We start from the raw sequence: 24457 nt of genomic DNA on the forward strand, positions 1-24457 counted from the left end.
AAGAAGAGTTGGCGCCATTGTCTGCAGCGTGCGGCACGGAGCGGAGAATGTTGAACAGAGTTTGAACACCCCCAAAAAAAACGACCCGCTTGTGGCGGGCCGATTTTGGACTCCAGTGAATCGGGGGTAGTGCTTACTGGAGCAGCGACAAGACCATCTGGTTCATGCTGCTGGTTTGCTTGAGCATGGACATGCTGGCTTGCAGCAGTACTTGCTGCGAGCTCATCTTGGCGGATTCCGATGCCATGTCGGCGTCCATGATGCGGCCTTCGGCGTCAGTCGTGTTCGTCGACATGTTGGCGAGGTTGTTGTGGGTGTGCTCGAGGCGGTTTTCTGCTGCACCGATAGCCGAGCGCAGCGCGCCGACGTCGTCAAGTACGTTGTTGATCAGATCGATCGTCGCATTGGCGTTGCCAGTCAGCTCCGTGCCGGCCACTTCAGGCGTGCCTTCTGCCGGGCCCGTGTAACTAGCCGACAGCCCTTCGAACTTGGTGTGCGCGTTTGCGACGTGCTTGGAGAAATCGACTGCCATCGTTTCGTCCTTGGTGGCGCCGATCTGGAAGGTGATTGCCTTGGTCAGGCGACCGCCCTCGCTCACGACCTTGTTGTCCTTATCTTGGACTTCCTTCTGCATCAGCTTGGCGCCGCCATACGACGTGTTTTTCATGATGTTCGACAGTTCCTTGCCCAGTGCATCGTACTCGGCCTGCATGGCAGACTTTTCGTTTGCCGAGGACGATCCGTCAGCGGCCTGCGTGGCCAGATCCTTCATGCGGTACAGAATGTTGGTGACTTCCTTCATCGCGCCGTCCGCAGTTTGGAGCAGCGACGACGCATTTTGCGTGTTCTGCATGGCCATGCCCATACCGCGGGTTTGCGCTTGCAGGCGCACGGCGATCTGCAGGCCGGCGGCGTCGTCCTTGGCGGAGTTGATGCGCAAGCCGGTACCCAGGCGCGTCATCGTGGTGTTCAGGCTGCTGCTTGTGTTGCCGATGGCCTTTTTGATGTTCATGGCGGCGGCGTTGGTGTGCAGGCTCAGCATGGTATGTAATCCTTAAGTCTAGACTAGGTTGGGGGTATTTGTTTGTCGCTTCCCACTTGTCAGGAGGCGACGCCTGTTCAAGACGGCAGGCAATCCACAGACGTTAAATCGAATCGAGTCGGCCAAGCGGAAGATGCGGCGCGGCGGACGTGCGAACGTCGAGATTGCTTCTCCGCTGGCGGGGGAAGGCTTGCCATTTGAGCGGTGCCGAGCGATGGCGCTATGAGTCGCTGCAATAGCGCCAGTGAAAACTGGCCGTGGCTTTCTGCCGTGGACTGATCTCGCGTATGTCCGTGCGCGCTGAGATAGGTGGGCTCGCCACGGGGGGGGGTGTCGGTGAATACTGCTGTGCTGGCGTTCCCGCGCGTGGCGACATGCTATTGATCCGGCCCGTGTAATGGGGCGACTCCGGAAAATAAGAGTTGTCTGATATTGGGCACGGCGGATGTCGCTCACACTTTAGCTCTACATTGGGATCTGTATCGAAGGTCCAAAAGGAGCTGGTTTGAGATTCAGGTCTCGCCGCGCAAATTTCACACTTGGCATTTCTCTTGCCGCCGGTTCGTACTTGGGTCGCCCGTCCGTTAGGTTGCTGGCGATTCGTCGGCGGTGACGAGCGTTGCGCATAACGCGTGTTGAGAAACGTGCGAGTTCGGTTTGACTGACGCCTAATCTTCACTCTCAGGGCCTTTCTCGCACCATGTGCATGCATGGGCTGCTGACGCAGTGCCGAGCGATTTCGGCCCCGCTGAAATGTCTGCGGCCTCGCGATATTTTTTCGCATCAAGGGCGCCGCAATTCGTAGTTTGCATTCTGTCTATTCTTGCGGGGGGAACTCCGCTGCTTAACCGTGGGCTCCACGAATTCCGTTCGATCGCGTATTGACGGGATACGCCAGTGGGTGCCTCCCAAAATCCTCATCAGTCTCGCAATCATGTCGACAGTCACACCCGCCGATGCAAAAAAGCCGCGCATTGCGCTCCTGGAAGACAACGTCGCACATGCGAGAACCGTCCGGCACTGGCTCGAGGCCGCGGGCTACGATGCGATTGTCGAGCACGACGGCAGTCGCTTTATCGACCGCATCGGCCACGAGAAGGTCGATATGCTTCTACTCGATTGGGATGTGCCCGGCATGACCGGCATCGACGTGCTGATAGACATGCGCAAGCGCGTCGACTATCTGATTCCCATTGTGTTGCTCACTCAGCATGACGACGAGCGCGACATCCTGCACGGGTTGAGCTGCGGGGCGGATGACTATCTGGTCAAGCCTATCAGCGAGCGAATGTTGATTGCGCGTGTTATCGCCCAGTTGCGCAAATGGTACCCGGGGGTCCAGCGCAATCAACAAATCAAATTTTCCGGCTTCATCTTGGACGAGACCACGCGCACGGCGACGTTGCCCGACGGCGAGCAAGTCTCGCTGCCTGAGCGTGAATTTTCCATTGCGCTGTATCTGTTCGCGCACGCCGGACGCGTGGTGAGTCGCGATGTGCTGCTCAAGCAAGTTTGGGGTGCTGCGGATTCGTCGAATGTCGGCACGTTGGCGACCTATATCACGCGGGTGCGAAACGGCCTTCGCCTGCGTCCGAACGGGCTCAGAATTTCGAGCGTGTATCGCTACGGGTATCGCCTCGAGCGGTTGGCGGATGGTGCCGACAACGACCTGGATTGAGCTTGCGACAAGCTGGTGGCTCCATGAGTGCACTCATTTCCCGCTTGATGACGATCGGCCCCTTGCGAGGCATTGTGGTCCTTGCGATGCTGGCGCTGGCTGCGTTGAGCGGTAGCCCCGGCAGCGGCGTGGTGTCGGGCGCGCTTGATCGTGTGCTGTTCGATATGATGGCGCAGGTGGTTGCGCATCGGTCGACGCGCCAGGTGGTGGTGGTCAACATCGACGAAGGGGTGATCGCACAACTGGACCCGCATGGCATGGACGCGTATTTGGCGCAATTGCTCGGCGCTCTTGGGAAGGCGCGCAGCGTCACGCTCGATTTGCCGCTGTGGCCCGGGTTCGATTATTCGAGTCTGCGCGCCGGCATGCGATCATGTTCGCATACCGTGTTGGTCGAGCCAGCCCTCGCCGGGCACGCAGGAAGCTGTTCAAGCCTGCTGCCGCCGGCACTCAGTTCGCTTGCTGCCGCGCGCAGCCAGCGAATCGTTACGATGGGTCACTACGGTGTGGTGAGTGGCTTCGTACCTTACCGTCTGTCCGCGGGCGTCCGTTATGCACACGTTGCACTCGACGCGCTGCGAGTGGCAGGCATCGAACCGCCGTTGCCGGTCGTTGATTTCGTCCGGCCGTACGCGCAGTCGATCGGGGCCGCCCGCACGCCGGCGGTGATGACAATGCTGCCCGCATCGATGCACCTCACGCAGTATTCGGATATTGATGTGCTGCAGCAACGCGTACCTGCGGATGCGTTCGATGGGAAGGTCGTATTCGTCGGTAGTCACGCGTGGGGCGCCGGAGGGATGTTCCAGATCTCGTCGCTCAACTCGCACGAGGTTACGCGCTCACAACTCGACGCGCTCATCGCCGACGCCGTGGCGTCAGGCAATCTCGCGCGCGAAGCGCCCGCCGCCGTCGGGGTGTCGATCTATCTGATCCTCGCGTTCGGCGTCGTGCTGATCTGCGTGTTTGTGCCCGGCCGGGCGGTGCATCTGGCGGCGCTCGGCTGGGGCGCGCTGATCTTCGCCGTTCCACTGGGAATGTTGGTATTCCATATCTGGTTGCCGCTGGGGCTGCTTCCGGTTGTTTGCCTGCTGATCTACGGCTTTTTTGCGTGGGAACGACATGCTCGCATGCTCTCGATGTTGCGAGGCGAATTGCGCGAATGGGGAGCGATCGCCGCCGCAATCCATCCGCGAGAGGGTACCACCGCGGTCGCTGCGCCGTCCGGGCGATCCGACGAGTTGGTCGGCATCAAGGCCGCGTTGCTGCAGGTACGCGGCTGGCAAAAGCTCTACGTCGACATGGTCAACCAGTTTCCGTATCCAGTCTTTCTCACGATGGGCGGCCACGTTGCTGTGTGGAACGCGAAGGCTGCCACTTTAATGCGCGAGGAGTCCGCAGGTGACCTGACCGACGCTCGATTGCCATTCATGCAAGTCGAGCGGCTCGTGGCCGAGAGCGTATGCAAGGGCGGAGACACCAGTCGTGAAATCGAATGGGGCGGTCGCACCTATATGCTGATGTGCGAACGGCTGTCGAGTGGGCTGAGCGGGGATACTTCGTCTGACGGCGACACGCAGATGTCCCACCTGGTTTGTCTGATCGACCTTTGCGATCTGAAGGGATTTGTCTCGCACGACAAGTGGATGTTGCGCCATATCGCGCATGACCTGCGTAGTCCACTGACGGCCATCCTGTCGTTGATCGACCGCCGGGGCGCTTCCGTTGGCAGCAATCCGGACGTGGAGTCGGATCGCGCCTTCCTGAGCGATCTACGGCAGCAGGCTTCATATTCGTTGCGTATTGCGAAGGACTTCATGCAGTTGAGCCGTGCCGAACGACTCGATCGGACCGAATTCGAGCCAGTGGCGTTGAGCGAGGTGGTTGAAGAGGCGATCGACCAGAACTGGCTCGCCGCCGAGCAAAAGGGCGTCGTGTTGCGCGCACCGGTATTTTTGGTCGAGGACACCCTCGTTAGCGGAAATGGTGACATGCTCATGCGTGCGGTCGTCAATGTGTTGGACAACGCGATCAAGTATTCGCCGCCTGGTGCCGTAGTGTCACTCACCATCGGCTCGGCTGGCGACGGCGCGCTGGTACTGAAGGTGACTGATAGCGGCGTCGGCATGACCGACGACACGGTCCGTCGGCTGTTCGAGCCGTTCTTCCAGGCCGAGCGCAAGGCCGACGGCAGCGCCAGCGTCGGATTGGGGTTGCCTTTCGTCAAGGCCGTGATCGAAAGACACGGCGGCACGGTTGCCGTGCACAGTGCGCTTGGTAGCGGCACCGTGTTCGAGCTGATCCTGCCGCGCATCTCGGCGAAGGAGCGAGGCGTCGGATCGCTGGAAACGGTCAGCGTAATCCGACCTGCGACGATGGCGATGGCTGCCGCGCCCGCGCGTGACTGCCGGTTCGCCATATAGCGCGACGCTAGGGGCGCTCGGGCGCGGAGCCGCCCCGAACCATGTTCCTCCATTGTGTACCGGCTCATTTTCCATATGGTCGTGCTCTGCCCCATCGAGCACGAGCAGCAGTGACGGGCCGCCGTTAGCGGGCCAATCAATGTTTCGTTGAACATTCTCGTTCTACGACGGATGACGTCCCAGAATCTGCGCCATAGCCAATCCGGAGCCGCCATGACTGTCGACCTCTCGAGCGCGATGCTCGATTCGATTCGCCAATCCGTCATCCAAAAAAGCGATGACCCGAAAACCGAAGCCGCCTCTGCCGACATCGCGGGAGGCTTCGCCGATTTACTCAAGCAGGCCGTGCGTGGCGCGGATGCGCAACAACATCACGCCGACGATCTCGTCACCGCCGTGGAAACCGGCGCCAGCGATGACCTCGTGGGCGCCATGCTTGCCAGCCAGCAGGCAAGCCTGTCGTTCTCCGCAATGGTCCAGGTGCGCAACAAGGTCATGAGTGCTTTTGACGACATCATCAAGATGCAGGTTTGATGAGGACCGCAAACGTGCTCGCTCAAGCCAAAGCTCGCATTGCGCGCTTCGCGCCTCCCGGCCATTTCCGATTGCCGTCCCCCGCGGCGTTGTCCAAACTGGCGCCCATCGTCATCCTGGCGATTAGCCTGGCCGCGCTGACCATGATGCTGATGCATCGTCAGGACTCGCGCTACAAACCGCTTTTTGGCTCCCAGGAAGCAGTGGTCGCCGCCGACATGATGGCCGCGCTGGACGCCGATGGCATTCCGTACCGTATCCACCCGGACAGTGGCCAGGTGCTGGTGCCTGAGCAGAAGCTCGGTGCTGCCCGCATGATGCTGGCCGCCAAGGGTGTGGTAGCCAAATTGCCGGAGGGGCTGGAGCAGGTGGACAAGAGCGATCCGCTGGGCGTCAGTCAGTTCGTGCAGGACGTCCGGTTTCGGCGTGGCCTCGAAGGCGAACTGACGCAGAGCGTGATGGCGCTCGAGCCGGTGTCGTCGGCTCGTGTGCATCTATCGATTGCCAAATCGGCGTCGTTCATTCTGGCCGATGGCGACAAGAGTTCGGCGTCGGTAGTGCTCACGCTCAAGCCTAACCGCAAGCTGAGCAAGGAGCAGATTGCGGCGATAGTCGCGCTGGTAGCGGGCAGCGTGGCGAACCTCGACCCGGCCCGCGTGACGGTGATAGACCAGGCCGGCAATCACCTGTCCGCGCAGATCGATCCGGTACTGGGAAATTCCACACTCGACAGCGAGTTGGGTGCGCAAATGCGTGAACAGGTATTGCGCAATATTCGCGAGTTGCTCACGCCTGCGTTGGGTGACGGCAACTTTCGCGCGAGCGTTGCCGTCGAGCTGGACCACGATCGCGTGGAAGAGACCCGCGAGCAATACGGCGAGGCCCCGAAGGTGACACAGGAAGCGATTCGCGACGAGAAGGACATCGGTCAGGCAGCGTTGGGGGTACCGGGTTCATTGTCGAACCGCCCGGCACCGCCGTCGACGGCCAGCATGCCCGAAGCGCCGCACTCGGCCAAGAACGCGCAGACACGCCAATACGCTTACGACCGCAATGTCGTACAGATCAAGCGCAGTCCCGTGCGCGTGAAGCGCCTGAACGTGGCGGTGGTTCTGAACAACGCCGCCGCGCCCGGCGGTGGAAAGGCTTGGGCGCCGGCGCAACTTGCGCAGGTGGACACGATCCTGCGCAACGGCTTGGGCATCGATGCCGACCGTGCAGATGCACTGACGGTGTCGTCGCTGGACTTCCGCGGCACGCCGGTGACCGTATCGCAGCCGTGGTGGAAACAGCCCGACAACATCGTGACGATTGGTACTTGGGCAGCGTGGGCATTGGGTGCGCTACTCGGGTTCGTATTCATCTTCCGCCCACTGCTTAAGGTGCTTCGCATTTGGGCCAACGGCGGGCGCGATCCGCAGTCGCAAGGCGCCAACGCCGTACCCGGCGGTCCGGAAACCCCGGCGCTTGCGGCAGCCGCCGACGCCGACACGCAGCCCCTGCTGCTGGCCGACGCGAATCTCCCGCCGATTGGCTCCGGCGCCGACGTGCTGATCGCACACCTGAAGCATCTGGCAGCTCAGGACCCTGAGCGCGTTGCCGAAGTCATCAAACCCTGGATTCGAGACGATGAGCACACCAACTGACGTACCTGCGACCGTGGACGCCGCCATAACGGCAGGCCCGCCAACCCAGACTCTTGCCGCGGTGGAGCGTGCTGCCATCATCCTGCTCAGCATCGGCGAGGAAGCTGCGGCGGGCGTGCTGCGATGTCTCTCGCGCGAGGAGTTGCTGGACGTGACACTCGCCATGTCACGCATGCAAGGCGTCAAGGTGGAGGCTGTGCAGAACACCATCGAGCACTTCTTCACGAATTTTCGCGAGCAGAGCGGCGTACGTGGCGCTTCGCGCTCGTTCTTGCAGCGCTCGCTGGAGATGGCGCTCGGCGGTGTGGTAGCTAATAGCGTGCTCAACAAGATCTACGGCGACGCGATAGGCCCGAAGATGGCGCGCCTGCAGTGGGCACAGCCGCAATGGCTTGCCGACCGCCTGCGCGATGAGCACGTACGCATGCAAGCCATATTCCTCGTCTTCCTGCCGTCGGAGCAGGCGAGCCGCGTGATTCAGGCGCTGCCCGAAGTGCGACGCGAGCAAGTGCTGCTCGATATCGCGCGTCTGACGGAGATCGATCATGACCTGCTGCGAGACTTGGAAGGCGTAGTCGACGGCTGCATCGCTAACCTTGGCACACAAAGCACGGCGGTCGAAGGTGTGCGGCAGGCCGCCGACATCATTAACCGTATGCCGGGCGACCGCGCCCACATGGTGGAAATTCTGCGTGCCCGAGACCCGGAGTTGGTGGCAGCGGTGGAAGACCTTATCTACGATTTCGCGGTGATCGCGAACCAGGATGATGAGGTGATCTCCGTCATTCTCGAACATGTCGACACGGCGCTGTGGGGCGTGGCGCTCAAGGGTGCCGACCCAGCTGTGCGCGACGCACTGTTGCGCTCGATGCCGCGGCGCGCGGTGCAGGCCTTCGAGGAGATGTTGCGCCGGACGGAACCCGCAATCCCGAGCAAAGTCGAGTCGGCGCGCCGCGAAATCATGGACATCGTACGAAGACTTGCCGACGACGGCGACATCGAACTTCGGCTCGTGGCGGAGGAAGCACTTCGATGAGGACGTACCGACGCTATGCATTTCCCTCGCTGGCACGCATTCGCGCGGCAAGCGAGCAGCTTGGCGGATTCACGGCGCCCGACGAGGTGGATCTGCTCTCCGAGCAACTGCATGTACCACCGGCTGCGGAATTGCTTGAAGAAGCTCGGCAAGCGGGTTACGAGGAGGGCTTTGCCGCCGGCGAACGAGTCGGCGCCGAAGGCGCACGCCGCGATGTGCGTTCTGGGTTCGATGCGCTGGTAGCACCGGTCGACGCGCTGGTTCGTGGCTTCCAGCGCGTGCAGGAAGCGTATCGAGCCAAGGTGCGCAGCGAAGTGGTTGAGCTCGTTGGCGACGTTGCCCGGCAGGTCGTGCGTGCGGAGCTTGAAACTCGTCCCGAGCGGATCCTCGCGTTTGTGGATGAAGCCGTCGGCACGCTGACGAAACCGCCCGAATCCGTCAGCGTGCGACTGAACCCGGCCGATTACGCGCGCCTGGCCGAAGCGGCACCCGATCGAGTGCAGGGCTGGCAAGTGGTGCCGGACGACCGGCTCGAGCCTGGCGAATGCCGCGTGCGGGCCGATGACATCGAAATGGACGCGGGCTGTGGTCAGCGCCTTGTCGCCTGCATCGAACGGATTACCTCGCAGCTTGCGCATGCCCATGCCGATGACTCGGACGGAGTGCCAGCATGAACGAATCCGTACTCGGCAAGCTTCACCTTGGCGATGTGCCTGTCGCAAGGCCGGTAGGGCGCTTGTCCGCCGTCTCGGGCCTCCTGCTTGAGGTGACCGGCTATGCATTCGAGACCGGTCAACTCGCACGGATCGAAACCGCATCGAATGACTGGCTCGACGCCCGCGTGGTCGGCTTTCGGGAAGGCGTGTCGTATTTGATGCCCTTCAGGCCCGCAGAGGGTTTGGCCGCGGGCGCGCGCGTGTTTGGCGATGAAAGTGCGCGCACGCTGTCGATCGGCGCTGGATGGCGGGGCCGCATCGTCGATGGCCTCGGTGAACCGATCGACGACCGTGGTCCGCTCGTCGGCGACGCCGTGCTCGATCTGGCTCCCCCGCGCGTGAACCCGCTGCGCAAGCAGCCGGTGGAGGGGGTGATGGACGTAGGCGTGCGCGCGATCGACGGCATGCTGACGTTGGGCCGCGGGCAGCGCGTTGGCCTTTTTGCTGGCAGTGGCGTTGGCAAGAGCGTGCTACTCGGCATGATCGCGCGCCAGGCCGCGGCCGATGTGGTGGTGGTTGGCATGATCGGCGAGCGAGGCCGCGAGGTGCGAGAGTTTATCGAGCACTCGCTTGGCCTCGAAGGCTTGTCCAAAGCCATCGTCGTGGTCGCACCGGCGGATGAATCCCCACTGATGCGTTTGATGGCGACCGAGCTGTGCCACGCGGTTGCCACACACTTTCGCGATGCCGGCAACGATGTGCTGCTGATGATCGATTCCCTCACGCGTTACGCGATGGCGCAGCGGGAAATCGCGCTGGCGCTGGGCGAGCCGCCGGCCACGCGCGGTTATCCGCCTTCGGTGTTCGGCATGTTGCCACGTTTGGTGGAGCGCGCGGGCAACGGCGAAGGTGTTGGCAGCATGAGTGCCATCTACACCGTGTTGGCTGAAGGCGACGACGAACAGGACCCGGTGGTCGACACGGCGCGTGCGATTCTCGATGGTCACATCATGCTGTCGCGCGATCTCGCCTCCCAGGGGCATTACCCGGCGATCGACGTGCTGCGCTCGGTCAGCCGCTGCATGTCACTCGTGGCGCCGCGCGAGCAGATCGACGCGGTACGCAAGGTCAAGCAAATGATGTCTCGCTACGCCAATGTTCGCGATCTGATCCCGCTGGGCGGCTACGTGACCGGCGCGGATCTCGTTACCGATCACGCCGTGAAGATGCACGACCGGATCGAAGCCTTCCTGTGTCAGGCGCAGGACGAGGTCGCGCCGCGCCAGGCGACGCTGGATATTCTGGCGGAGATTGCCGCATGAACGCCCGACATGTCGTTGCCGGACTATCGCAACTCGTTGCGATGCGTGCGAAGGAAGTGGATCGGCTGGAAGTCGATGTCGCCGCGCGCGACGCGGAAGCCGCTAGCTATCGCCATCATATTTTGCAAATGACTTTGCTGATGCAAAGCGTTGACACCGGTACGCAGGTACATCCTGAGCATGCGATGAACGGTGCGCGCTATCGCTCTGCGATCGCCAATCTGATTCATCTGCACGAGCGTCAATTGGCAAAGCACGAGGCATTGGTCGCGGGCTTGCGCGCGGATTTGTGCCGTGCACGCCTACGGTACGAGCAGATCGATCGAGTTCGCAGCAAGAAGCTTGGCGCGCTCGAACTCGAGAAGCGCGCACGCGATCGCAAACTCGAAGACCAGCAGGCTTCCCAGGCATGGCTGCGCAGGCGGCTGTCGCAGCAACGTTCGATATCCAACCCATTCTGATCAAGCGAGGACGCCATGTTCGGCAGTATTGGAGACCCAGTGGCAAGCGCCAAGGCGCTTACCGAAAAGTACATGCAGAATGCAGTTCAGCGCCTGAAAAGCCAGCAAGCGGGCAACGCGGTTGCCCAGGCCGGGCTTACCCGGTTACAAGGCGCGTTGAGTTCGTTTCAGACCGCGTTGAAGGGCTTGTCCGGTGTTGGTGGCATCGTCAAACAAAAGGCCGCGCTGTCGAACCCGGCGCTGGGCGAAGCCACCGCGGCGGCCAATGCGCAGCCCGGTCGTTACACGTTCTTCGTCAAGCAGCTTGCGTCGGCGCATCAGGTGGCTTTCAAGGGCCTCTCGTCATACGGTGCCAAGGATGCGGGCACACTCGGAATCGCACTCGCGAACGGCGAATCGTTCAAGGTGGACCTATCGGCGGCCAACGCGGACGCGAGCGGCAACGTGTCGCCGGCCGAACTGGCTCGCGCGATCAACCAGGCCGATGGCAACAAGGGCAAGGTATCTGCATCGATCGTCACGATCGAGGGTGAGCAGCGTCTCGTGCTGACCTCGGGCGAGACAGGCGAGGCCGGTGCCATTTCGCTCGACACCAGCGGCATCAGCGATACAGCGCTGTCAACTGCCCTGTCGGGTACGCCGGACGAACTGTCGGTAGCACGAGACGCCATATTCAAGCTTGGCGGAAAGAGCGGCGTCGAAATCAAGCAGGGCAGCAATACTTTCACCGGCATTCAGGGCGTGTCCGTCACGTTCAAGCAGTCGATGGTCGAAAGCGACGCGCCATTGTTGCTCGATATCAAGCTTGACCACGGCGGCACGGCCGACGCCGTGCAGGCGTTTGTCGATGCATATAACAAAGCAATGGGCGTGCTGGCCGAGCTGACCAAGGTCAATCCTGACAATCCATCCAACGCGGGGCCGTTCGTTGGCGATGCCGGTGTGCGCAATCTTCAACAGCGAATGAACGCGCTGTTGCGCGCCACAGTGGGCGAAAGGCGGATGTTGGACTACGGCATCTCAGCGGACCGTACCGGCAAGCTGTCGCTCGATACGGGCAAGCTGAAAGCCTCGCTGGACAAGAATCCAAATGGTCTCGCCGCCTTGTTAGCCGATCCTGAGAAGGGCATCGTCGCGCGCATGGACGCCTACCTGAAGACATGGACCTCCTCCGTCGACGGTCAGGTCAAGCGTCGTCAGGATTCCGCCGAGCTTATTCAGCAATCGTTAAAGAAAAAGGAGCGTTCGCTCGAAGTGCAATACCGTCAGGTCTATGACCGATATCTGACCCAGTTCACGCGCGTGGCGGAACTGCAGAAGCGGATGGAATACACGAAGCAGTTGCTCGACGACCTCCTTAGCGGAAACAAGAAATGATGACCGGACATGGTTACGGCAATTACCAGACGACGAACCTGGCGAGTCAGGCGGCAAGCGCGTCGCCGGTGCGGTTGGTGATTGTGCTGATGGATGGCCTGCTCGACGAGATGGCGCGCGCGCGCGCCCATATCGAAGCTGGACGCTACGAAGAGAAGGGCAACAGCCTGAATAAGTGCATCGGCATGCTGCATGGTCTGACCAGTGCACTCGATTTCGACGTCGGCAACGAGGTCGTCGTCAACCTTGCCCGGCTGTACGAGTACTGCACGGTACGCTTGAATGAAGCCGGACTCGCTCTGGATCCGCTCCTCATCGATGAAGTCTCGATGCTGATTCGCACGCTGCGCGCGGCGTGGGAAGGCGTCGATCAACGATTCGGATGATAGGCCATGGACCAGAGCGACTATGTGCTACGACTTGCAATGCGCGTACGACAAGCAATTGCGAAGTGCGATTTCGACGCGCTGGTGTACTTGAGCGTCGAAGTACACGATATCGTGAGCAACATGGCAACCGGAACGGCGTTGACCGCTGCCGAGCTGGAAGCACTGAGACTTCTGACGATCGCGCACCGCGTCGCTATTTCGTTATTGGAAATTGAATCCGAACGGCTGATCGAGGCGATGAGCGATCTCAATGATCGCCGCGAAGTCTGGCGGGCCTATGCAGTTCAAGGGAGCCAGCAATGATGAGCGGTCTTTCGGCAATGGCCGACCTTGCGCCGGCAACGGCAGCCGACGGTAGCGCCGTGCTGGCTGCAGTGCTCGGCGTGCAGCCATCCGTGTTAACCGATGATTTCGAGTCCTTGCTGGTGGAAGGCTCCGGACTGGACGACGGCACGGACGCTACGGCGGATCCGGTGTCGGTGCTGGATCCGTGGTTGGCACTGGCGCGAGCGCCTGAAACCGAACCGCCGGCTAGCGACATGCCGTCGTTGCAGGACGGCGTGGTGGCCGCACCGGGCCTTATGCAGGCACTTGAGGCACGTGCAGTCGACACTGTCGCACCGGACCGGACGACAAGCGACACACCGGTCGATACCGTAGCAACGCAACGCCTTTCCACCATCGTTTCGTTGCCGGCACACACGCATGGGACAGCGCACCCAGTGGACTTGTACCGGCGCGGCGCGATCGAGCAAGCGGCTTTGCCGCAAGTTGGTGCGAAGGAACCGGTCGCGCCCATGCTGGCCGCACGCCTGTTCGACCATCGGTCGAGTGCGGTACCTGGGGCGCTGTTGAACCAAAGCATGAATCTCGCGACGACGCACGTGTCGCCGATCTTCGGCCCGCTCGCGTTCGGTGACGCAATCGCTCCGACAGGGCCATCGGCCGTCACGCCCGACTGCGAGGTAGGCACCCGCGCGACACAAGCCGAACTGTTGACGGACGCGGCAAGGGTACCGGAATTGGCAAAGGCACCGGAAGCGGCAATGGTACCGACAACGGCTACGGGTGCGCCGACCGCGCGTCAGCAGAAGCTGATCGACGCGTTGGGAGAGCGCCTGAGCGTGCAGATGGCTCAAGGCATGCGTCAAGCCGTGATCCGACTCGAACCGGGTTCGAACGGATCGATACGCATCGACCTACGCCAGAACGTCAACGGCATGGCAGTTCACTTGTCGGCCACTCATCCCGAGGTCGTTCTCCAGTTGCAGGCGATCGGAGAAAGCTTGCGCCAGGATCTCGGCGCGCGCCATGGTGGCGACGTGACCGTGCAGGTCTCGGCAGGTCGGCAAGGCCATGGGGAGGCGAGCGGCTCGGGCGGCCGCGAGCACCCCCCAAGCGATGATGCGCCCACGCGAGGGCCTGGTGGCGGATTGGCCTCCGCAGGAGGCGATTCAATATTCGAATTGCCGCCTCGCGAATTAGCGTACGTGAAGAGGATGACGACATGAATCGGAACGCACGGCAACAAGGGCAACACGCGGCCGTGCAATCTGATGCCGGATCTGCTGCTTTCGGCTAACGAAACGAATTGCGGGAAGGGCTGCCGGCGCTGAGCGAGATGGTCCGAGGCGTACCGGCCGCGTGCACGCTGGTCGATGTGCAGTGCATGGAATAGCTCGAATCAGCAGCATTGCTCAATTTGGAATACGAACATTGTGCTGCGGCACCAATCGCACGCTCTCGTAACGTGACGGTAACGAAGGCCATGATGGACCGAATACGATGACTGCAACGATCTACACCGAATACCAAAGTGTACAGCGAGAGAACCAGACGTTGTCCCCTGCTGATGAGGCACGCTGGATGACGCAGTATGCGCCGCTGGTGAAGCGCATCGTGCGCAAGCTCGCGTCGCAGGCGGGTGGAGCGATGGAGGCCTGCGACCTCGAGCAACTCGGGCTGATGGGCCTGCTCGAAGCGCTGCGTCGCTACGGCGAGCCCGATGACGAATTCGAGCATTTTGCGCTATTTCGCGTGCGGGGCGCGATTCTGGACGAACTGCGCCGCCAGGACTGGCGTCCGCGCTCGGCACGCCAAGGTGCTCACCGTCTGCGCAGCACTGAGCGAGCACTGCGCCGGGAGCTGCGCCGCGATCCTACGAAAGAAGAAGTGTGCAACGCGCTGGAAATCGGCGACGACGAATACGAGCAGTTGCAACTGGACGACTGCGCACAAGAGTTTGTGAGTTTTGACGCCTTGCTGGAAGAGGACGCGGAACGGTACGAGTGCGGCGGCAGCGACGGCATTGAAAACCGGGCCATGCTGCGCCGCTCGCTTGAACAGGCGCTGGGCGTGCTCGATGTGCGCGAGCAGCAGATTATCCAGCTCTATTACGAATTCGATCTGAGTCAAGCGGAGATCGGGGCGGTGCTGGGCCTGACGCGGGCTCGAGTCTGTCAGATCAACAAGAGCGCTTTGGTCAAGATGCGCAAGCGCCTCGCTCAGCATTGACGTTGAAGAATATTGCGCCGCTGGCATCGGACGGCGCGCAGGTCGGGAAGAAATCATGCAACAGATATTTGGAATTTTGATCGTGCTTGGCTGCGTATTCGGCGGCTTCGTATTCATGGGGGGCGATTTCCGCAAGCTCTGGCAGCCTGTCGAGCTGTTGATCGTCGTCGGCTCGGCCGTTGGTGCGCTGGTGCTTGGCAATTCGCGCCACGTGCTCGTCGACATGGGCAAGCAATTGCGTAAGGTGATGGGCAGGCGCAAGCGCACGGCCAACAAGGAACTCCAGCGTCAGCAACTGCTGCTGATGTATGAGCTATTGAACATCGGCAGAGACCTCAAGGCGCTCGACAACCACGTCGAGAACCCTCACGAAAGCCGGCTGTTCCAGCGCTACCCGCTGGTGCTACAGGGTCCCGAGCTGCTTACCTTTATCGTCGATAACCTTCGCTTGATGGCGATGGGCAAGATCAGTTCCCACGAGCTGGAAAGCGTGCTCGAGCAGGAGTTGGTTGCCATTCAAGAGAACATCGAGTTGCCGTCGCGCTCGATCAAGAAGATTTCGGAAGCCATGCCCGGCTTTGGCATTGTGGCGGCGGTATTGGGCGTGGTGATTGCCATGGGCAGACTTGGCGACGGCGCCAGCGCGGCCGAACTGGCCGAGAATGTTGCAGCCGCCATGATTGGCACGCTTATCGGCATTTTCTTCTGTTATGGCGTCTTGGATCCGGTGTCGAACCTGATCAAGCAGGCGATGAAGGCCGAGATGTCGGAAATGGAATGCATGAAAGTGATACTGGTCGCCTTTGCTGGCGGCAAGCCACCGCTGCTGGCGATCGATGCAGGCCGTCGCATGATGCAACCGGCCTGCAAGCCAAGCTTCGCGCAGCTCGAGGGCTGGATCGGGCAATTGGACGCGGGGCGTGAATGAGCTTGGATAGCACCCACGAAAGCGTCACAGCCGAAGATGCACCCGTCGCGCCCGCGACGGCTAATCCTGCCAAGCGAGGTGAACGCCGGGCGGCCCCAATCGACTTGATCGTCAAACGCCCGGTTCGGCGCGATTACGACGACGATCATGGCGGTGGCTGGAAAGTCGCGTTCGCCGATTTCTGCCTCGCACTGCTGTGTGTGTTCATGTTGTTGTGGGCACTCAGTGCGCGCGACGAGGAGACGCGCCGCAAAATGGACGCAATGGTCGACAGTGCACTGTACGACGACGACTCGGACATGCCGGCCGGTGCGCCGTTGGGGCCGAATACTCACGCGCTGCAGGACACGTTGGCGTCGCACGTGGCGAACGAGGAGGCCGGCGACGTGAAGCGCGGCCAGCCGATGGCGGACAGCCGCGAGGCGATGGACGCGCTTGCCGAGCGTGTGCGCAAGCTCGGCAAGGACGCGGGGGTGCTCGACAACGTTCAAGCGATCGTCACGCCAATGGGCCTGCGGGTCATGCTGCACGATACCGAAGAGCGCGGCGTGTTCGTCAGTGGTGGTGCGGTACCTTCCGAGCCGTTTCGACCGATGCTGATCAAGCTGGGCGCGCTCATGGGCTCGATCGGCAATCCACTGTTCGTACTGGGGCACACTGATTCGGTGCCGTATCGCAACTCGGACGCCGGCTCGCGTTCGAACTGGGATCTGTCGGTGGATCGCGCGATGTCCGCCCGGTCGTGGCTGTTGCGAGGCGGCGTGAACGCCGAGCAAGTGATGCAAGTGATCGGCATGGCCGACCGGGCGCCGCTGGTGAACAATCCTCGCGCCGCAATCAATCGACGCATTGAATTTCTGGTGCTGACGCCGGAACGCGCCCGCGCTATCTGCTCCATGTTCGGCCCAGTCGACCAAGTCGTGCCGCTGACGCCCGGCATTAACGCCACGTCGGCCGGCGATCCTGACGCGGGCCGAGTCGGTGCGGAGGTCGGTGTGAAGCTCGACAAAAAAAGGACTTAACAGATCGATCCGCTTGCTCGTTCTGAAGGAGTGTGAACGGGTAACAATTTTGAGGGCCGCGGGGCCTTAGGGTGACATCATGCGAATTGCTAATCTGGCGGCACACGCCGCAGTCAATGGAGCGGAAGGCGTACAGCGTTCCGAGGGCGTGCGCCACAAGCGTACTGTGGCGTCAACCGAAGTGGTGCACGAAAAGACCCGTGATCGCCTGGTGCTGGATGCAGCACGCGCCGTGCTGGACGAGACGCCGGAAATCGACATGGTTCGGGTGGCTCGCGTTCAGGCCGCGCTGGCCGCCGGAAAAATCCGGTTCGATGCCTGCAAGCTTGCGGGCACGATTCAACGTTATCACGGAGGTAGCGAATGACGGGCACGGGTTCCCCGCACCAACTGCTCGTGGATGTTATCGCCGACTGCGTCGGCTACCGCAAGCTTGTGCAACTGCTGGAAGATCAGTTTGCCGCGGCGCGGCAACTCGATACCGTGAGGCTTGGCGTGCTCGCTGGCGTGATCGCGGCCGAGGCCGATGCGATTGACATGCGGCGCCGCTACCGCATCGAGCGGCTCGGTCAGGTGCCGGGTGCGGTGCTGGAACTGGGTCGGCGTCTGTTGGCCGACGACAGGCACGCAATGCAACGCGCATCGTTCATCGAGCGGTATGAGGAAGTGAAGCTGCTTGCAGCGCGATGCCACGCCCTCACTCGGCGCAACAGCGGCCTCTTGGTCGCGCAGTACGAGGTGATGCAGCGCCTGGTGTACGGGGAAAGCCACACCTATGTTCCGGCCTGACGTCGCATTCGTGCCCGCCGCGCCGGGTCCGTCTGCCCGCACTCCCTCTCCCGTTGCGTCCGCAAGCGAGTCGGCGATGGGCTTTGGTTCGTTGTACGCATCGCTGAATCGCGATATCCGCGGCACGATCCGTAACGGTTTCGGCCGCTCGAACGAGCCGCAGCTTTCGTCGCAGGCGGCAGCGTGGACCACTATGATGCGAGCCCGCGCGGAAGCGCTCGCGAAGCCGCAGCAGGGTGTCTTGGGAAGCGGCGCGCCTGCGACGGGGCCGAACTTCGCCGATTCGGATCAGCAGGCCTTTCTGGCCGAGATCATGCCGCACGCTCGTCGTGCGGGTGCGATGATTGGCGCAGCCCCGGAACTGATCGCCGCGCACGCGGCGCTTGAATCCGGCTGGGGCAGCAAACCGCTGAAGAACGTACGCGGCGAGACCACGCATAACCTGTTCGGCATCAAATCGACGGGCGGATGGGCGGGGGAGTCGGCTGCTGCCGTCACCACCGAGTATGTCAACGGTTCGGCCGTGAAGATGGTCGACTACTTCCGCGCGTACCGCAGCTATGGCGGCGCCTTTCATGATTACGCCAAGCTGCTGCGCGATTCGCCCCGCTACGCCGGCGTGCGCAACGTAGGCGACGACGCTGGCGCATTTGCCGGCGCACTCAAGCGCGGTGGCTACGCGACCGATCCTGCGTACGCGACCAAGCTTGTGGAAATGGTAGGGCTGGTCAAGCGGATGGTTCGCTGACGTTCGTTATGGCCGGGTGCCGACGGCCGTTTCACCTCTACTTCGTCACGCCGACCGGCTCGACGGTGTCGGCACTGATCACCCGCGCGAAGATCACTTTGCCGGTGCTCGCGTTTTTCACGCGGATAACCTCGTCGACCGCGCCATTCTGCATGGCGGTGCCCGGCACGGACACGCGTATCGACCCGGAATTAGCCTCGATTTGGACCGCCTGGCCGCGGCGGATGGTTTCCGCGCGGTTGAGTAGCCGCGCCTGGATCACCTGGCCGGCTTTTACCGTGCGGCGCAGCATGCGCCCAACAGCAAGGGTAGGATCGGTCAGCGCATCGGGGGTGAGCGCAAAGTCGCGGACATCCTGCTTGAAATCCGCTTCGTTGAGCGTGTGGCCGGAGGGCAACGCGGTTGCCGCTACCAGCACTGGCGTGTCGATGTGAGCCTTCACCAGATAGGTCGTGGCGCGCGGGTCCCCCTTGCAGCGCACTGAAAAACGCATGCGGGTCAGCGTTTTGGTGTCAGTCGCGGCGATTTCGTAGGGCTCGCTGCACGTCGGGGCGGGCCGACGCGGGGGCGACACCGCGACTGAAGCATGGGGTTTGGTCAGCGCGCGATCGGCAACATAGCGCTCAAGCCACGTCAGAGCCGCCTTCTCGACCTGCGGAACGGCCGGATCGCCTGGATGCGCCGTGGCGGGGGCGGGTGCCTGCGCAAAGGCTGCAAGCGGCATCGCCAACGCCGCGATGACTGCTGCCAGCACCACATGCTCGTGCGGTTGCTTGCGGGAGTGTGTCGGAGCCATCGCATCCTTTTTCTTGAACTGAATGTCGCTCGATTATAGGGCGCCGCGCGGCTGTAGCGAACGCTCGAGCGCCGTGTTCAAGTTCTGTAAAACCTCTTCGCGGCCACGTTCGCCAGCCCGTAACCTCCACCCGGTCTATGACTCAACCGCTGCCCGGTAACAACCGCGCGGCACTTTCCGGAGGCAAGCCGCCACTATGGGATTGAATCTCGAACAAGCACTTGGCGTACATGCGGCCGCACTCAAAGTGCGTGCCGAGCGCACCAAGCTCCTTGCATCGAACTTGGCCAACGAATCGACGCCGGGCTACCAGGCGCGCGATCTGGACTTCCGTGCGAGCCTCGGCTATGTGCTCGCCAACGATGCCTTCGATGCCGCGCTGCGATTCGGTGGCGATGAGCCGATGTACCGCGTGCCCAGCAGCCCCTCACAAGATGGCAACACCGTCGAACTCGGTGTCGAGCAGGCGGCGTTCTCGCAAAACGCGGCGGATTTCCAGGCCAGCCTGACATTTGTCAACATGAAAATCAAGGGTCTGAAATCCGCCATCACGGGGAACATCTGATGAGCTTCAAGGACATTTCGCAGATCGCGGGTTCGGCGTTGTCCGCGCAAGCCGTGCGACTCAACACCATCGCCAGCAACCTTGCCAATGCAGGTACGTCCGGCACCGAGGAAACCGCGTACCGCGCGCGCAAACCGGTCTTCGCGTCGGTGTTCCAGAACGGCGGTGCGCGCGTGCAGGTGCTGGACGTGATTGCCACCGACGATGCGCTCGCTGCTCGACATGAGCCGGGCAACCCGCTGGCAGATGAAAACGGCATGGTGTTTTACTCGAACGTCAGCGCCGTCGAAGAAATGGCCGACATGATGGCCGCATCGCGCGCGTTTTCCACCAACGTCGAGGTGCTCACGCGCATCAAGGGTATGCAGCAGGACCTGCTGCGCATGGGTGAGGGCTGAACACGGTGGATATCCAGAACAATGTCAACAACCTTACTGGCACAGGCGGTTCGGTCGCCACGCCGACAGCAGGCAATGGCGGAGGCGATGTGTCGGCCATGTTCACCCGGCTGTTGGTCGCGCAGGTCAAGAATCAAGATCCGCTGGCGCCGATGGAAGCCAACCAGTTCGTGACGCAGTTCGCGCAGATGAGCCAGGTGGAAGCCATGCAAACGCTTGCCAACCTTAGCGCCGCCAACGCCAGAACGCAGGAAAGCATGCTGGTCGTGACGCTCGGCTCGCAAGTCGGATCACAAGTGCGCGTGCGGTCGGAAAAGGTCGAGTTGGGCGATGCGGTGGTCAAAGGGGGCTTCAGGCTCGAATCGTCGGCGTCGGAGGTCGGCGTGATCCTGACCGACGGGGGCGGCACCGAGTACAGGGTCTCGCTCGGCGCAAAACAGGCGGGCGACGTCGACTTCAACATCGACCCCGCGGAGCACGGCCTGCCGCCGGGCAAGTACACGCTCCGTGTGGTTGCCGACTCCGGCGAGAAGCCCCCCGTCGAGCTCGATGGCAATCTGCAAAGCGTGCGTCTCGGAACGGATGGTCGCGTGATCTTGACGATCGCGGGCATGGGTGATGCGGCGGCCACGGACATCACGCGTTTTCTCGGCCGTTCAAATCAGCAACGTATGTCTTCGGAAACAGCGTCTCCCCAGAGTCTCCCCATTTCAAAGAGGTTCCAGTCATGAGTTTCAACATCGCGCTCGCCGGCATCAACGCCATCAACGGGCAGCTCAACCAGATCAGCAACAACATCGCCAACAGCGGCACGCTCGGCTTCAAATCAGGCCGCGCCAACTTCGCGTCGAGTTACATCAATGCGATGCCGTCGGGCGTATCGATCGGTTCGACCTCGCAGTCGATGGACGTCACCGGAAATTTTTCCGCGACGGGTCGCAGCATGGACGCCGCGATCGCAGGCAAGGGGTTCTTCATCTCTCGCGACACCGACGGCTCGATGGTGTATTCGCGCGCCGGTGTGTTCAACATCGACAAGAACGGCAACGTGACCGATTTCATGAGCCGCGTCGTGCAGGGCTATGGCGCGGACGGGGCACTGGGCAGCCTGACGATTCCCAGGGGCTCGATTTCCGCACAGGCGAGCAGTTCGCTGGAATACGTCGGCAATATGTCTGCCGACTGGACCAAGCCGACGGTCTCGCCATTCAACAAGGACGATCCGAAGTCGTACAACGGCATCTCGGCCGCCACCGTGACGGATTCTCTCGGTCGCGAGCATACCGTCACCCAGTATTTCGTGAAGGATGCGGGCAACAAGATGCAGGTCTATTACGCGATGGACGGTCAGGATGTCGGCAGCCCCGTGGAGCTTAGCTTCGACAACACCGGCAAGCTGGTAACGCCGGCCTCCACCGTTCAACTTGACCTCGGCACGCCGACCGACGCCGCACCGATGTCGATTGCAATCAGCTACGCCGGCACGACGATGTTTGGCGGCAAACAGACGACCGACAGGTGTCGGGCTGACGGCTACAAGGCCGGCACCGCGACCGGTGTGTCGCTGGCCGAGGACGGCTCGATCGAGGTGCAGTACAGCAACGGCAAGAAGCTGTCGGCCGGCCAATTGGCCATCGCGACGTTCCAGAACGAAAACGGCTTGGTGCCGGTGGAGGGTTCCGCCTGGCAGGCCAGTTCCGCTACCGGTGAACCGCTGGTCGGCAAACCGGGTACCGGCATGGCCGGCAAGCTCGCCGTGCGCGCAGTCGAGCAGTCGAACGTAGACATGACCGCGGAACTCGTGAGCCTGATGGGCGCGCAGCAGAACTACCAGGCCAACTCGAAGGTGCTGTCGACCGAAAACGAAATGATGCGCGCGTTGATGCAGGCGCTGTAACGCGATGGACAATTTCCTCTACACCGCCATGACCGGCGCCGAGCATTCGCTGCGCGCGCTCAACGTGCGAGCCAACAACCTTGCCAACGTGCAGACCAGCGGCTTTCGCGCCGATCTGGCCAGCGTGACAAGCGAGGCAGCCAGGGGTTATGGCTACGACTCGCGTTACCACGCAACGCTCACGTCGACGCATGTGAATCAGGAGCCGGGCAAGATCAGCGAAACGGGGCGCACGCTCGACGTGGCCATTGACGGAGCCGGCTATCTGGCGGTGGAAACCGCTCAGGGCGTGGCGTACACGCGAGCTGGCGCGCTCACGCTCGACGGCGATGGCGCACTGACCCTGAACGGTAATGCGGTATTGGGAGAAGGCGGTCCGATCGTGTTGCCCGAGCACGACGCGTTGACGATCGGCGCGGACGGCACGATCTCCGTCGTGACGGCGGGTGAGAAGGATGTGCAGGATGCGGGTCGCCTGCTGCTGGTGAACCCGGAGCCGACCGACTTGGTGAAGAACGCGCAGGGCCTCATCGTTTCGCGCACCGGTACCGACTATGCGGCGGACGACAGCGTGACCGTCAAGGGCGGCCACTTGGAAGCCAGCAACGTGTCGGCCGTCGAGGAAATGATGCAAACGATGTCGCTCACGCGCTCATTCGAGATGCAGATGAAGCTATACAAGGTAGCCGATGAAATGGCCGATGCCGGCAACCGGCTCATCCGTGGATAAGCGGTCGGCTGGACCGGCGCCTAACGAATCAACCAACACTGAAGGGCAACGATGAATCACGCAATGTGGATCAGCAAGACGGGCATCCAGGCCCAGGACGCGAAGCTGCAGGCGATTGCCAACAACCTTGCGAACGTCAACACGGTCGGCTTCAAACGCGATCGTGCCGTGTTCGAAGACATGTTCTACCGTGCCGAGCGCCAGCCCGGCGCGCAAGTATCGGACAACGCAACGGGGCCGGGTGTGCAACTCGGCAACGGCACGCGGATTGCCGGCACGCAAAAGGTGTTCACCACTGGCGCGCTCCAGGAGACCGGCCAGCCGCTGGACGTGGCCATTGTCGGCAATGGCTTTTTGCAGGTGGAAATGCCGAACGGTGAAGTGGGCTACACGCGCGCCGGCCAGTTGCGGTTGAACGACCAGGGCCGGCTGACCAATGCGCAGGGCCTGCCTCTCTTGCCGGGTATCGACATTCCACCCGAGGCGGTTGGCATCACCATCAGCGAGAACGGGACGGTGTCGGTTTCGACGGGCGCAGGCAAGACGCAGGCCGAAGTCGGTCAACTTCAGCTTGCCCAATTCGTGAATCCGGCTGGCCTGCTCGCATTGGGTGGCAACCTGTACGCAGAAACCGTTGCCAGCGGCGCGCCCACCGAAAGCGAGCCCGGTCAGAATGGCATCGGAACGCTCAAGCAAGGTGCGCTCGAGGGGTCCAACGTATTGGCCGTGGAGGAAATGGTCGAGATGATCGCTGCCCAACGCACCTACGAGATGAACACCAAGGTGCTGTCGGCCGCCGACAACATGATGCAGTACCTGTCGCAGGCGGCGCGCTGATGACGGTCACCCGCTTCGTTGCCATGGGCGGTGTGCTGGCCTTACTGGGCGGCTGTGCGACCGGGCCGTTCGATCGTTCGCTGCCGGACTTCGACGACGGCATGCCCGATACGGTTTTCGATGTCCGCCGAGGCACTGCGGGCGGCGTGCTGGTTCCCGATCAGGCGTGGTCGCTCACGTCGGACGTGCGCGCCTTCCGCGCCGGCGATGTGTTGACGGTGGATCTCGAAGAGTCGACCCAGGCGAGCAAGAAGAGCGGCACGCAGGTCGGCAAGGACAGCAGTCTCAGCGCCAAGAAGCCGTCATTGTTCGGCAAGACGCTGCCGGTCGAGGCCGAACTCGGCACGAAGAGCGGGTTCAACGGCGCGGGTTCCAGCTCGCAACAAAACACGCTGCGCGGCTCGGTGACGGTGGTGGTGCTGCGCGTGATGCCCAACGGCCTGCTGCAAGTGCGGGGCGAGAAGCGCCTCGTGCTCAACCAGGGCGAAGAGAACGTGCGTCTGGCGGGTTACGTGCGTGCTGCCGACATCGATTCGAACAATCGTGTGTCATCTCAACGCGTGGCGAATGCGCGCATTACCTACGCGGGCCGTGGGTCGCTGGCGGACGCAAATCAGCCCGGCTTGTTGACCCGATTCTTCAACAGCCCGTGGATGCCGTTCTGAGTTG

Annotated in this window: 27 protein-coding genes; 25 read left to right on the top strand and 2 right to left on the bottom strand. The window is 62.1% G+C overall.

The features are described 5' to 3' along the window. Positions 1-133 precede the first annotated feature (133 nt). Entirely contained in the window at positions 134-1042 is a 909-nt protein-coding gene (locus tag A9Z05_RS25855; protein WP_069620599.1) for a flagellin, read from the bottom strand. A 901-nt stretch (positions 1043-1943) separates the two neighbouring features. Here A9Z05_RS25855 and A9Z05_RS25860 point away from each other — a divergent pair. From A9Z05_RS25860 to A9Z05_RS25940, 18 genes are all read left to right on the top strand, one after another. After that, positions 1944-2720, top strand: a complete 777-nt coding sequence (locus tag A9Z05_RS25860) for a response regulator transcription factor (protein ID WP_371090919.1) — start codon at positions 1944-1946, stop codon at positions 2718-2720. A 23-nt stretch (positions 2721-2743) separates the two neighbouring features. Beyond that, entirely contained in the window at positions 2744-5143 is a 2400-nt protein-coding gene (locus tag A9Z05_RS25865; RefSeq protein ID WP_069620601.1) for an ATP-binding protein, read from the top strand. 213 nt (positions 5144-5356) lie between these two features. Beyond that, a complete protein-coding gene (gene fliE / locus A9Z05_RS25870; RefSeq protein WP_069620602.1) occupies positions 5357-5677 on the top strand; it encodes a flagellar hook-basal body complex protein FliE in 321 nt (106 codons plus the stop codon). Continuing rightward, the gene (fliF, locus tag A9Z05_RS25875; RefSeq protein ID WP_084044440.1) at positions 5677-7323 is read left to right on the top strand and encodes a flagellar basal-body MS-ring/collar protein FliF; all 1647 of its coding nucleotides are present in this window, start codon (positions 5677-5679) and stop codon (positions 7321-7323) included. The genes fliE and fliF overlap by 1 nt, the downstream gene beginning before the upstream one ends. Then, positions 7307-8359: a flagellar motor switch protein FliG gene (locus tag A9Z05_RS25880; protein WP_069620603.1), complete on the top strand. Its 1053-nt coding sequence runs from the start codon at positions 7307-7309 to the stop codon at positions 8357-8359. Before fliF ends, A9Z05_RS25880 begins: the two co-directional genes overlap by 17 nt. Next, the gene (locus tag A9Z05_RS25885) at positions 8356-9033 is read left to right on the top strand and encodes a FliH/SctL family protein (RefSeq protein WP_069620604.1); all 678 of its coding nucleotides are present in this window, start codon (positions 8356-8358) and stop codon (positions 9031-9033) included. Before A9Z05_RS25880 ends, A9Z05_RS25885 begins: the two co-directional genes overlap by 4 nt. Then, complete coding sequence (locus A9Z05_RS25890; protein WP_069620605.1) at positions 9030-10337, top strand: FliI/YscN family ATPase; 1308 nt, start codon at positions 9030-9032, stop codon at positions 10335-10337. The genes A9Z05_RS25885 and A9Z05_RS25890 overlap by 4 nt, the downstream gene beginning before the upstream one ends. Further along, complete coding sequence (locus A9Z05_RS25895; RefSeq protein WP_141723480.1) at positions 10334-10798, top strand: hypothetical protein; 465 nt, start codon at positions 10334-10336, stop codon at positions 10796-10798. Before A9Z05_RS25890 ends, A9Z05_RS25895 begins: the two co-directional genes overlap by 4 nt. 15 nt (positions 10799-10813) lie before the next feature. After that, positions 10814-12175 carry a flagellar filament capping protein FliD gene (gene fliD, locus A9Z05_RS25900; RefSeq protein WP_069620607.1) on the top strand — a complete coding sequence of 454 codons (1362 nt, stop codon included), beginning with the start codon at positions 10814-10816 and terminating at the stop codon, positions 12173-12175. Next, positions 12172-12561 carry a flagellar export chaperone FliS gene (fliS, locus tag A9Z05_RS25905; RefSeq protein ID WP_069620608.1) on the top strand — a complete coding sequence of 130 codons (390 nt, stop codon included), beginning with the start codon at positions 12172-12174 and terminating at the stop codon, positions 12559-12561. Before fliD ends, fliS begins: the two co-directional genes overlap by 4 nt. A gap of 6 nt (positions 12562-12567) precedes the next feature. Beyond that, positions 12568-12867 (top strand): hypothetical protein, encoded by a 300-nt coding sequence (locus A9Z05_RS25910; protein WP_069620609.1) that lies wholly within the window; start codon positions 12568-12570, stop codon positions 12865-12867. After that, positions 12864-14075 (top strand): flagellar hook-length control protein FliK, encoded by a 1212-nt coding sequence (locus tag A9Z05_RS25915; RefSeq protein WP_084044442.1) that lies wholly within the window; start codon positions 12864-12866, stop codon positions 14073-14075. Before A9Z05_RS25910 ends, A9Z05_RS25915 begins: the two co-directional genes overlap by 4 nt. Positions 14076-14349: 274 nt before the next feature. Then, positions 14350-15078 (top strand): FliA/WhiG family RNA polymerase sigma factor, encoded by a 729-nt coding sequence (locus A9Z05_RS25920; protein WP_069620611.1) that lies wholly within the window; start codon positions 14350-14352, stop codon positions 15076-15078. A 55-nt stretch (positions 15079-15133) separates the two neighbouring features. Further along, the gene (gene motA, locus A9Z05_RS25925; protein WP_069620612.1) at positions 15134-16006 is read left to right on the top strand and encodes a flagellar motor stator protein MotA; all 873 of its coding nucleotides are present in this window, start codon (positions 15134-15136) and stop codon (positions 16004-16006) included. Beyond that, positions 16003-17028 (top strand): flagellar motor protein MotB, encoded by a 1026-nt coding sequence (locus A9Z05_RS25930; protein ID WP_084044443.1) that lies wholly within the window; start codon positions 16003-16005, stop codon positions 17026-17028. The genes motA and A9Z05_RS25930 overlap by 4 nt, the downstream gene beginning before the upstream one ends. Positions 17029-17107: 79 nt before the next feature. After that, a complete protein-coding gene (locus tag A9Z05_RS36460; protein ID WP_141723481.1) occupies positions 17108-17395 on the top strand; it encodes a flagellar biosynthesis anti-sigma factor FlgM in 288 nt (95 codons plus the stop codon). Further along, complete coding sequence (locus A9Z05_RS25935; protein ID WP_069620613.1) at positions 17392-17817, top strand: hypothetical protein; 426 nt, start codon at positions 17392-17394, stop codon at positions 17815-17817. Before A9Z05_RS36460 ends, A9Z05_RS25935 begins: the two co-directional genes overlap by 4 nt. 76 nt (positions 17818-17893) lie before the next feature. Then, positions 17894-18565: a glucosaminidase domain-containing protein gene (locus A9Z05_RS25940; RefSeq protein WP_176730245.1), complete on the top strand. Its 672-nt coding sequence runs from the start codon at positions 17894-17896 to the stop codon at positions 18563-18565. Between the two features lie 37 nt (positions 18566-18602). On the opposite strand, the gene flgA is transcribed toward A9Z05_RS25940, so the two are convergent. Beyond that, on the bottom strand, positions 18603-19319 hold the full coding sequence (gene flgA, locus A9Z05_RS25945) for a flagellar basal body P-ring formation chaperone FlgA (RefSeq protein WP_176730246.1): 717 nt from the start codon (positions 19317-19319) through the stop codon (positions 18603-18605). Between the two features lie 238 nt (positions 19320-19557). Between flgA and flgB the strand changes: the two genes are divergently transcribed. The 7 genes from flgB to flgH are packed head-to-tail and all read left to right on the top strand — an operon-like array spanning position 19558 to position 24453. Continuing rightward, positions 19558-19926 (top strand): flagellar basal body rod protein FlgB, encoded by a 369-nt coding sequence (gene flgB / locus A9Z05_RS25950; RefSeq protein ID WP_050017745.1) that lies wholly within the window; start codon positions 19558-19560, stop codon positions 19924-19926. Further along, complete coding sequence (gene flgC, locus A9Z05_RS25955) at positions 19926-20324, top strand: flagellar basal body rod protein FlgC (RefSeq protein WP_069620616.1); 399 nt, start codon at positions 19926-19928, stop codon at positions 20322-20324. Before flgB ends, flgC begins: the two co-directional genes overlap by 1 nt. Positions 20325-20329: 5 nt before the next feature. Further along, positions 20330-21055 (top strand): flagellar hook capping FlgD N-terminal domain-containing protein, encoded by a 726-nt coding sequence (locus A9Z05_RS25960; RefSeq protein WP_069620617.1) that lies wholly within the window; start codon positions 20330-20332, stop codon positions 21053-21055. Further along, positions 21052-22221, top strand: coding sequence for a flagellar hook-basal body complex protein (locus A9Z05_RS25965; protein ID WP_069620618.1), 1170 nt, complete (start codon positions 21052-21054; stop codon positions 22219-22221). Before A9Z05_RS25960 ends, A9Z05_RS25965 begins: the two co-directional genes overlap by 4 nt. Before the next feature lie 4 nt (positions 22222-22225). Next, a complete protein-coding gene (locus A9Z05_RS25970; RefSeq protein ID WP_069620619.1) occupies positions 22226-22951 on the top strand; it encodes a flagellar basal body rod protein FlgF in 726 nt (241 codons plus the stop codon). A 51-nt stretch (positions 22952-23002) separates the two neighbouring features. Next, positions 23003-23788, top strand: coding sequence for a flagellar basal-body rod protein FlgG (gene flgG / locus A9Z05_RS25975; RefSeq protein WP_176730247.1), 786 nt, complete (start codon positions 23003-23005; stop codon positions 23786-23788). Further along, the gene (gene flgH / locus A9Z05_RS25980) at positions 23788-24453 is read left to right on the top strand and encodes a flagellar basal body L-ring protein FlgH (RefSeq protein WP_084044445.1); all 666 of its coding nucleotides are present in this window, start codon (positions 23788-23790) and stop codon (positions 24451-24453) included. Before flgG ends, flgH begins: the two co-directional genes overlap by 1 nt. Positions 24454-24457: the final 4 nt, after the last annotated feature.

The sequence above is a fragment of the Burkholderia sp. A2 genome, from assembly GCF_001729305.1.
Lineage (GTDB): Bacteria > Pseudomonadota > Gammaproteobacteria > Burkholderiales > Burkholderiaceae > Burkholderia > Burkholderia sola.

Coding starts and splice junctions, on each gene's coding strand:
- A9Z05_RS25855 (WP_069620599.1), bottom strand. CDS start 1,042: ATGCTGAGCCTGCACACCAACGCCGCCGCCATGAACATCAAAAAGGCC.
- A9Z05_RS25865 (WP_069620601.1), top strand. CDS start 2,744: ATGAGTGCACTCATTTCCCGCTTGATGACGATCGGCCCCTTGCGAGGC.
- fliE (WP_069620602.1), top strand. CDS start 5,357: ATGACTGTCGACCTCTCGAGCGCGATGCTCGATTCGATTCGCCAATCC.
- fliF (WP_084044440.1), top strand. CDS start 5,677: ATGAGGACCGCAAACGTGCTCGCTCAAGCCAAAGCTCGCATTGCGCGC.
- A9Z05_RS25880 (WP_069620603.1), top strand. CDS start 7,307: ATGAGCACACCAACTGACGTACCTGCGACCGTGGACGCCGCCATAACG.
- A9Z05_RS25885 (WP_069620604.1), top strand. CDS start 8,356: ATGAGGACGTACCGACGCTATGCATTTCCCTCGCTGGCACGCATTCGC.
- A9Z05_RS25890 (WP_069620605.1), top strand. CDS start 9,030: ATGAACGAATCCGTACTCGGCAAGCTTCACCTTGGCGATGTGCCTGTC.
- A9Z05_RS25895 (WP_141723480.1), top strand. CDS start 10,334: ATGAACGCCCGACATGTCGTTGCCGGACTATCGCAACTCGTTGCGATG.
- fliD (WP_069620607.1), top strand. CDS start 10,814: ATGTTCGGCAGTATTGGAGACCCAGTGGCAAGCGCCAAGGCGCTTACC.
- fliS (WP_069620608.1), top strand. CDS start 12,172: ATGATGACCGGACATGGTTACGGCAATTACCAGACGACGAACCTGGCG.
- A9Z05_RS25910 (WP_069620609.1), top strand. CDS start 12,568: ATGGACCAGAGCGACTATGTGCTACGACTTGCAATGCGCGTACGACAA.
- A9Z05_RS25915 (WP_084044442.1), top strand. CDS start 12,864: ATGATGAGCGGTCTTTCGGCAATGGCCGACCTTGCGCCGGCAACGGCA.
- A9Z05_RS25920 (WP_069620611.1), top strand. CDS start 14,350: ATGACTGCAACGATCTACACCGAATACCAAAGTGTACAGCGAGAGAAC.
- motA (WP_069620612.1), top strand. CDS start 15,134: ATGCAACAGATATTTGGAATTTTGATCGTGCTTGGCTGCGTATTCGGC.
- A9Z05_RS25930 (WP_084044443.1), top strand. CDS start 16,003: ATGAGCTTGGATAGCACCCACGAAAGCGTCACAGCCGAAGATGCACCC.
- A9Z05_RS36460 (WP_141723481.1), top strand. CDS start 17,108: ATGCGAATTGCTAATCTGGCGGCACACGCCGCAGTCAATGGAGCGGAA.
- A9Z05_RS25935 (WP_069620613.1), top strand. CDS start 17,392: ATGACGGGCACGGGTTCCCCGCACCAACTGCTCGTGGATGTTATCGCC.
- A9Z05_RS25940 (WP_176730245.1), top strand. CDS start 17,894: ATGGGCTTTGGTTCGTTGTACGCATCGCTGAATCGCGATATCCGCGGC.
- flgB (WP_050017745.1), top strand. CDS start 19,558: ATGGGATTGAATCTCGAACAAGCACTTGGCGTACATGCGGCCGCACTC.
- flgC (WP_069620616.1), top strand. CDS start 19,926: ATGAGCTTCAAGGACATTTCGCAGATCGCGGGTTCGGCGTTGTCCGCG.
- A9Z05_RS25965 (WP_069620618.1), top strand. CDS start 21,052: ATGAGTTTCAACATCGCGCTCGCCGGCATCAACGCCATCAACGGGCAG.
- A9Z05_RS25970 (WP_069620619.1), top strand. CDS start 22,226: ATGGACAATTTCCTCTACACCGCCATGACCGGCGCCGAGCATTCGCTG.
- flgG (WP_176730247.1), top strand. CDS start 23,003: ATGAATCACGCAATGTGGATCAGCAAGACGGGCATCCAGGCCCAGGAC.
- flgH (WP_084044445.1), top strand. CDS start 23,788: ATGACGGTCACCCGCTTCGTTGCCATGGGCGGTGTGCTGGCCTTACTG.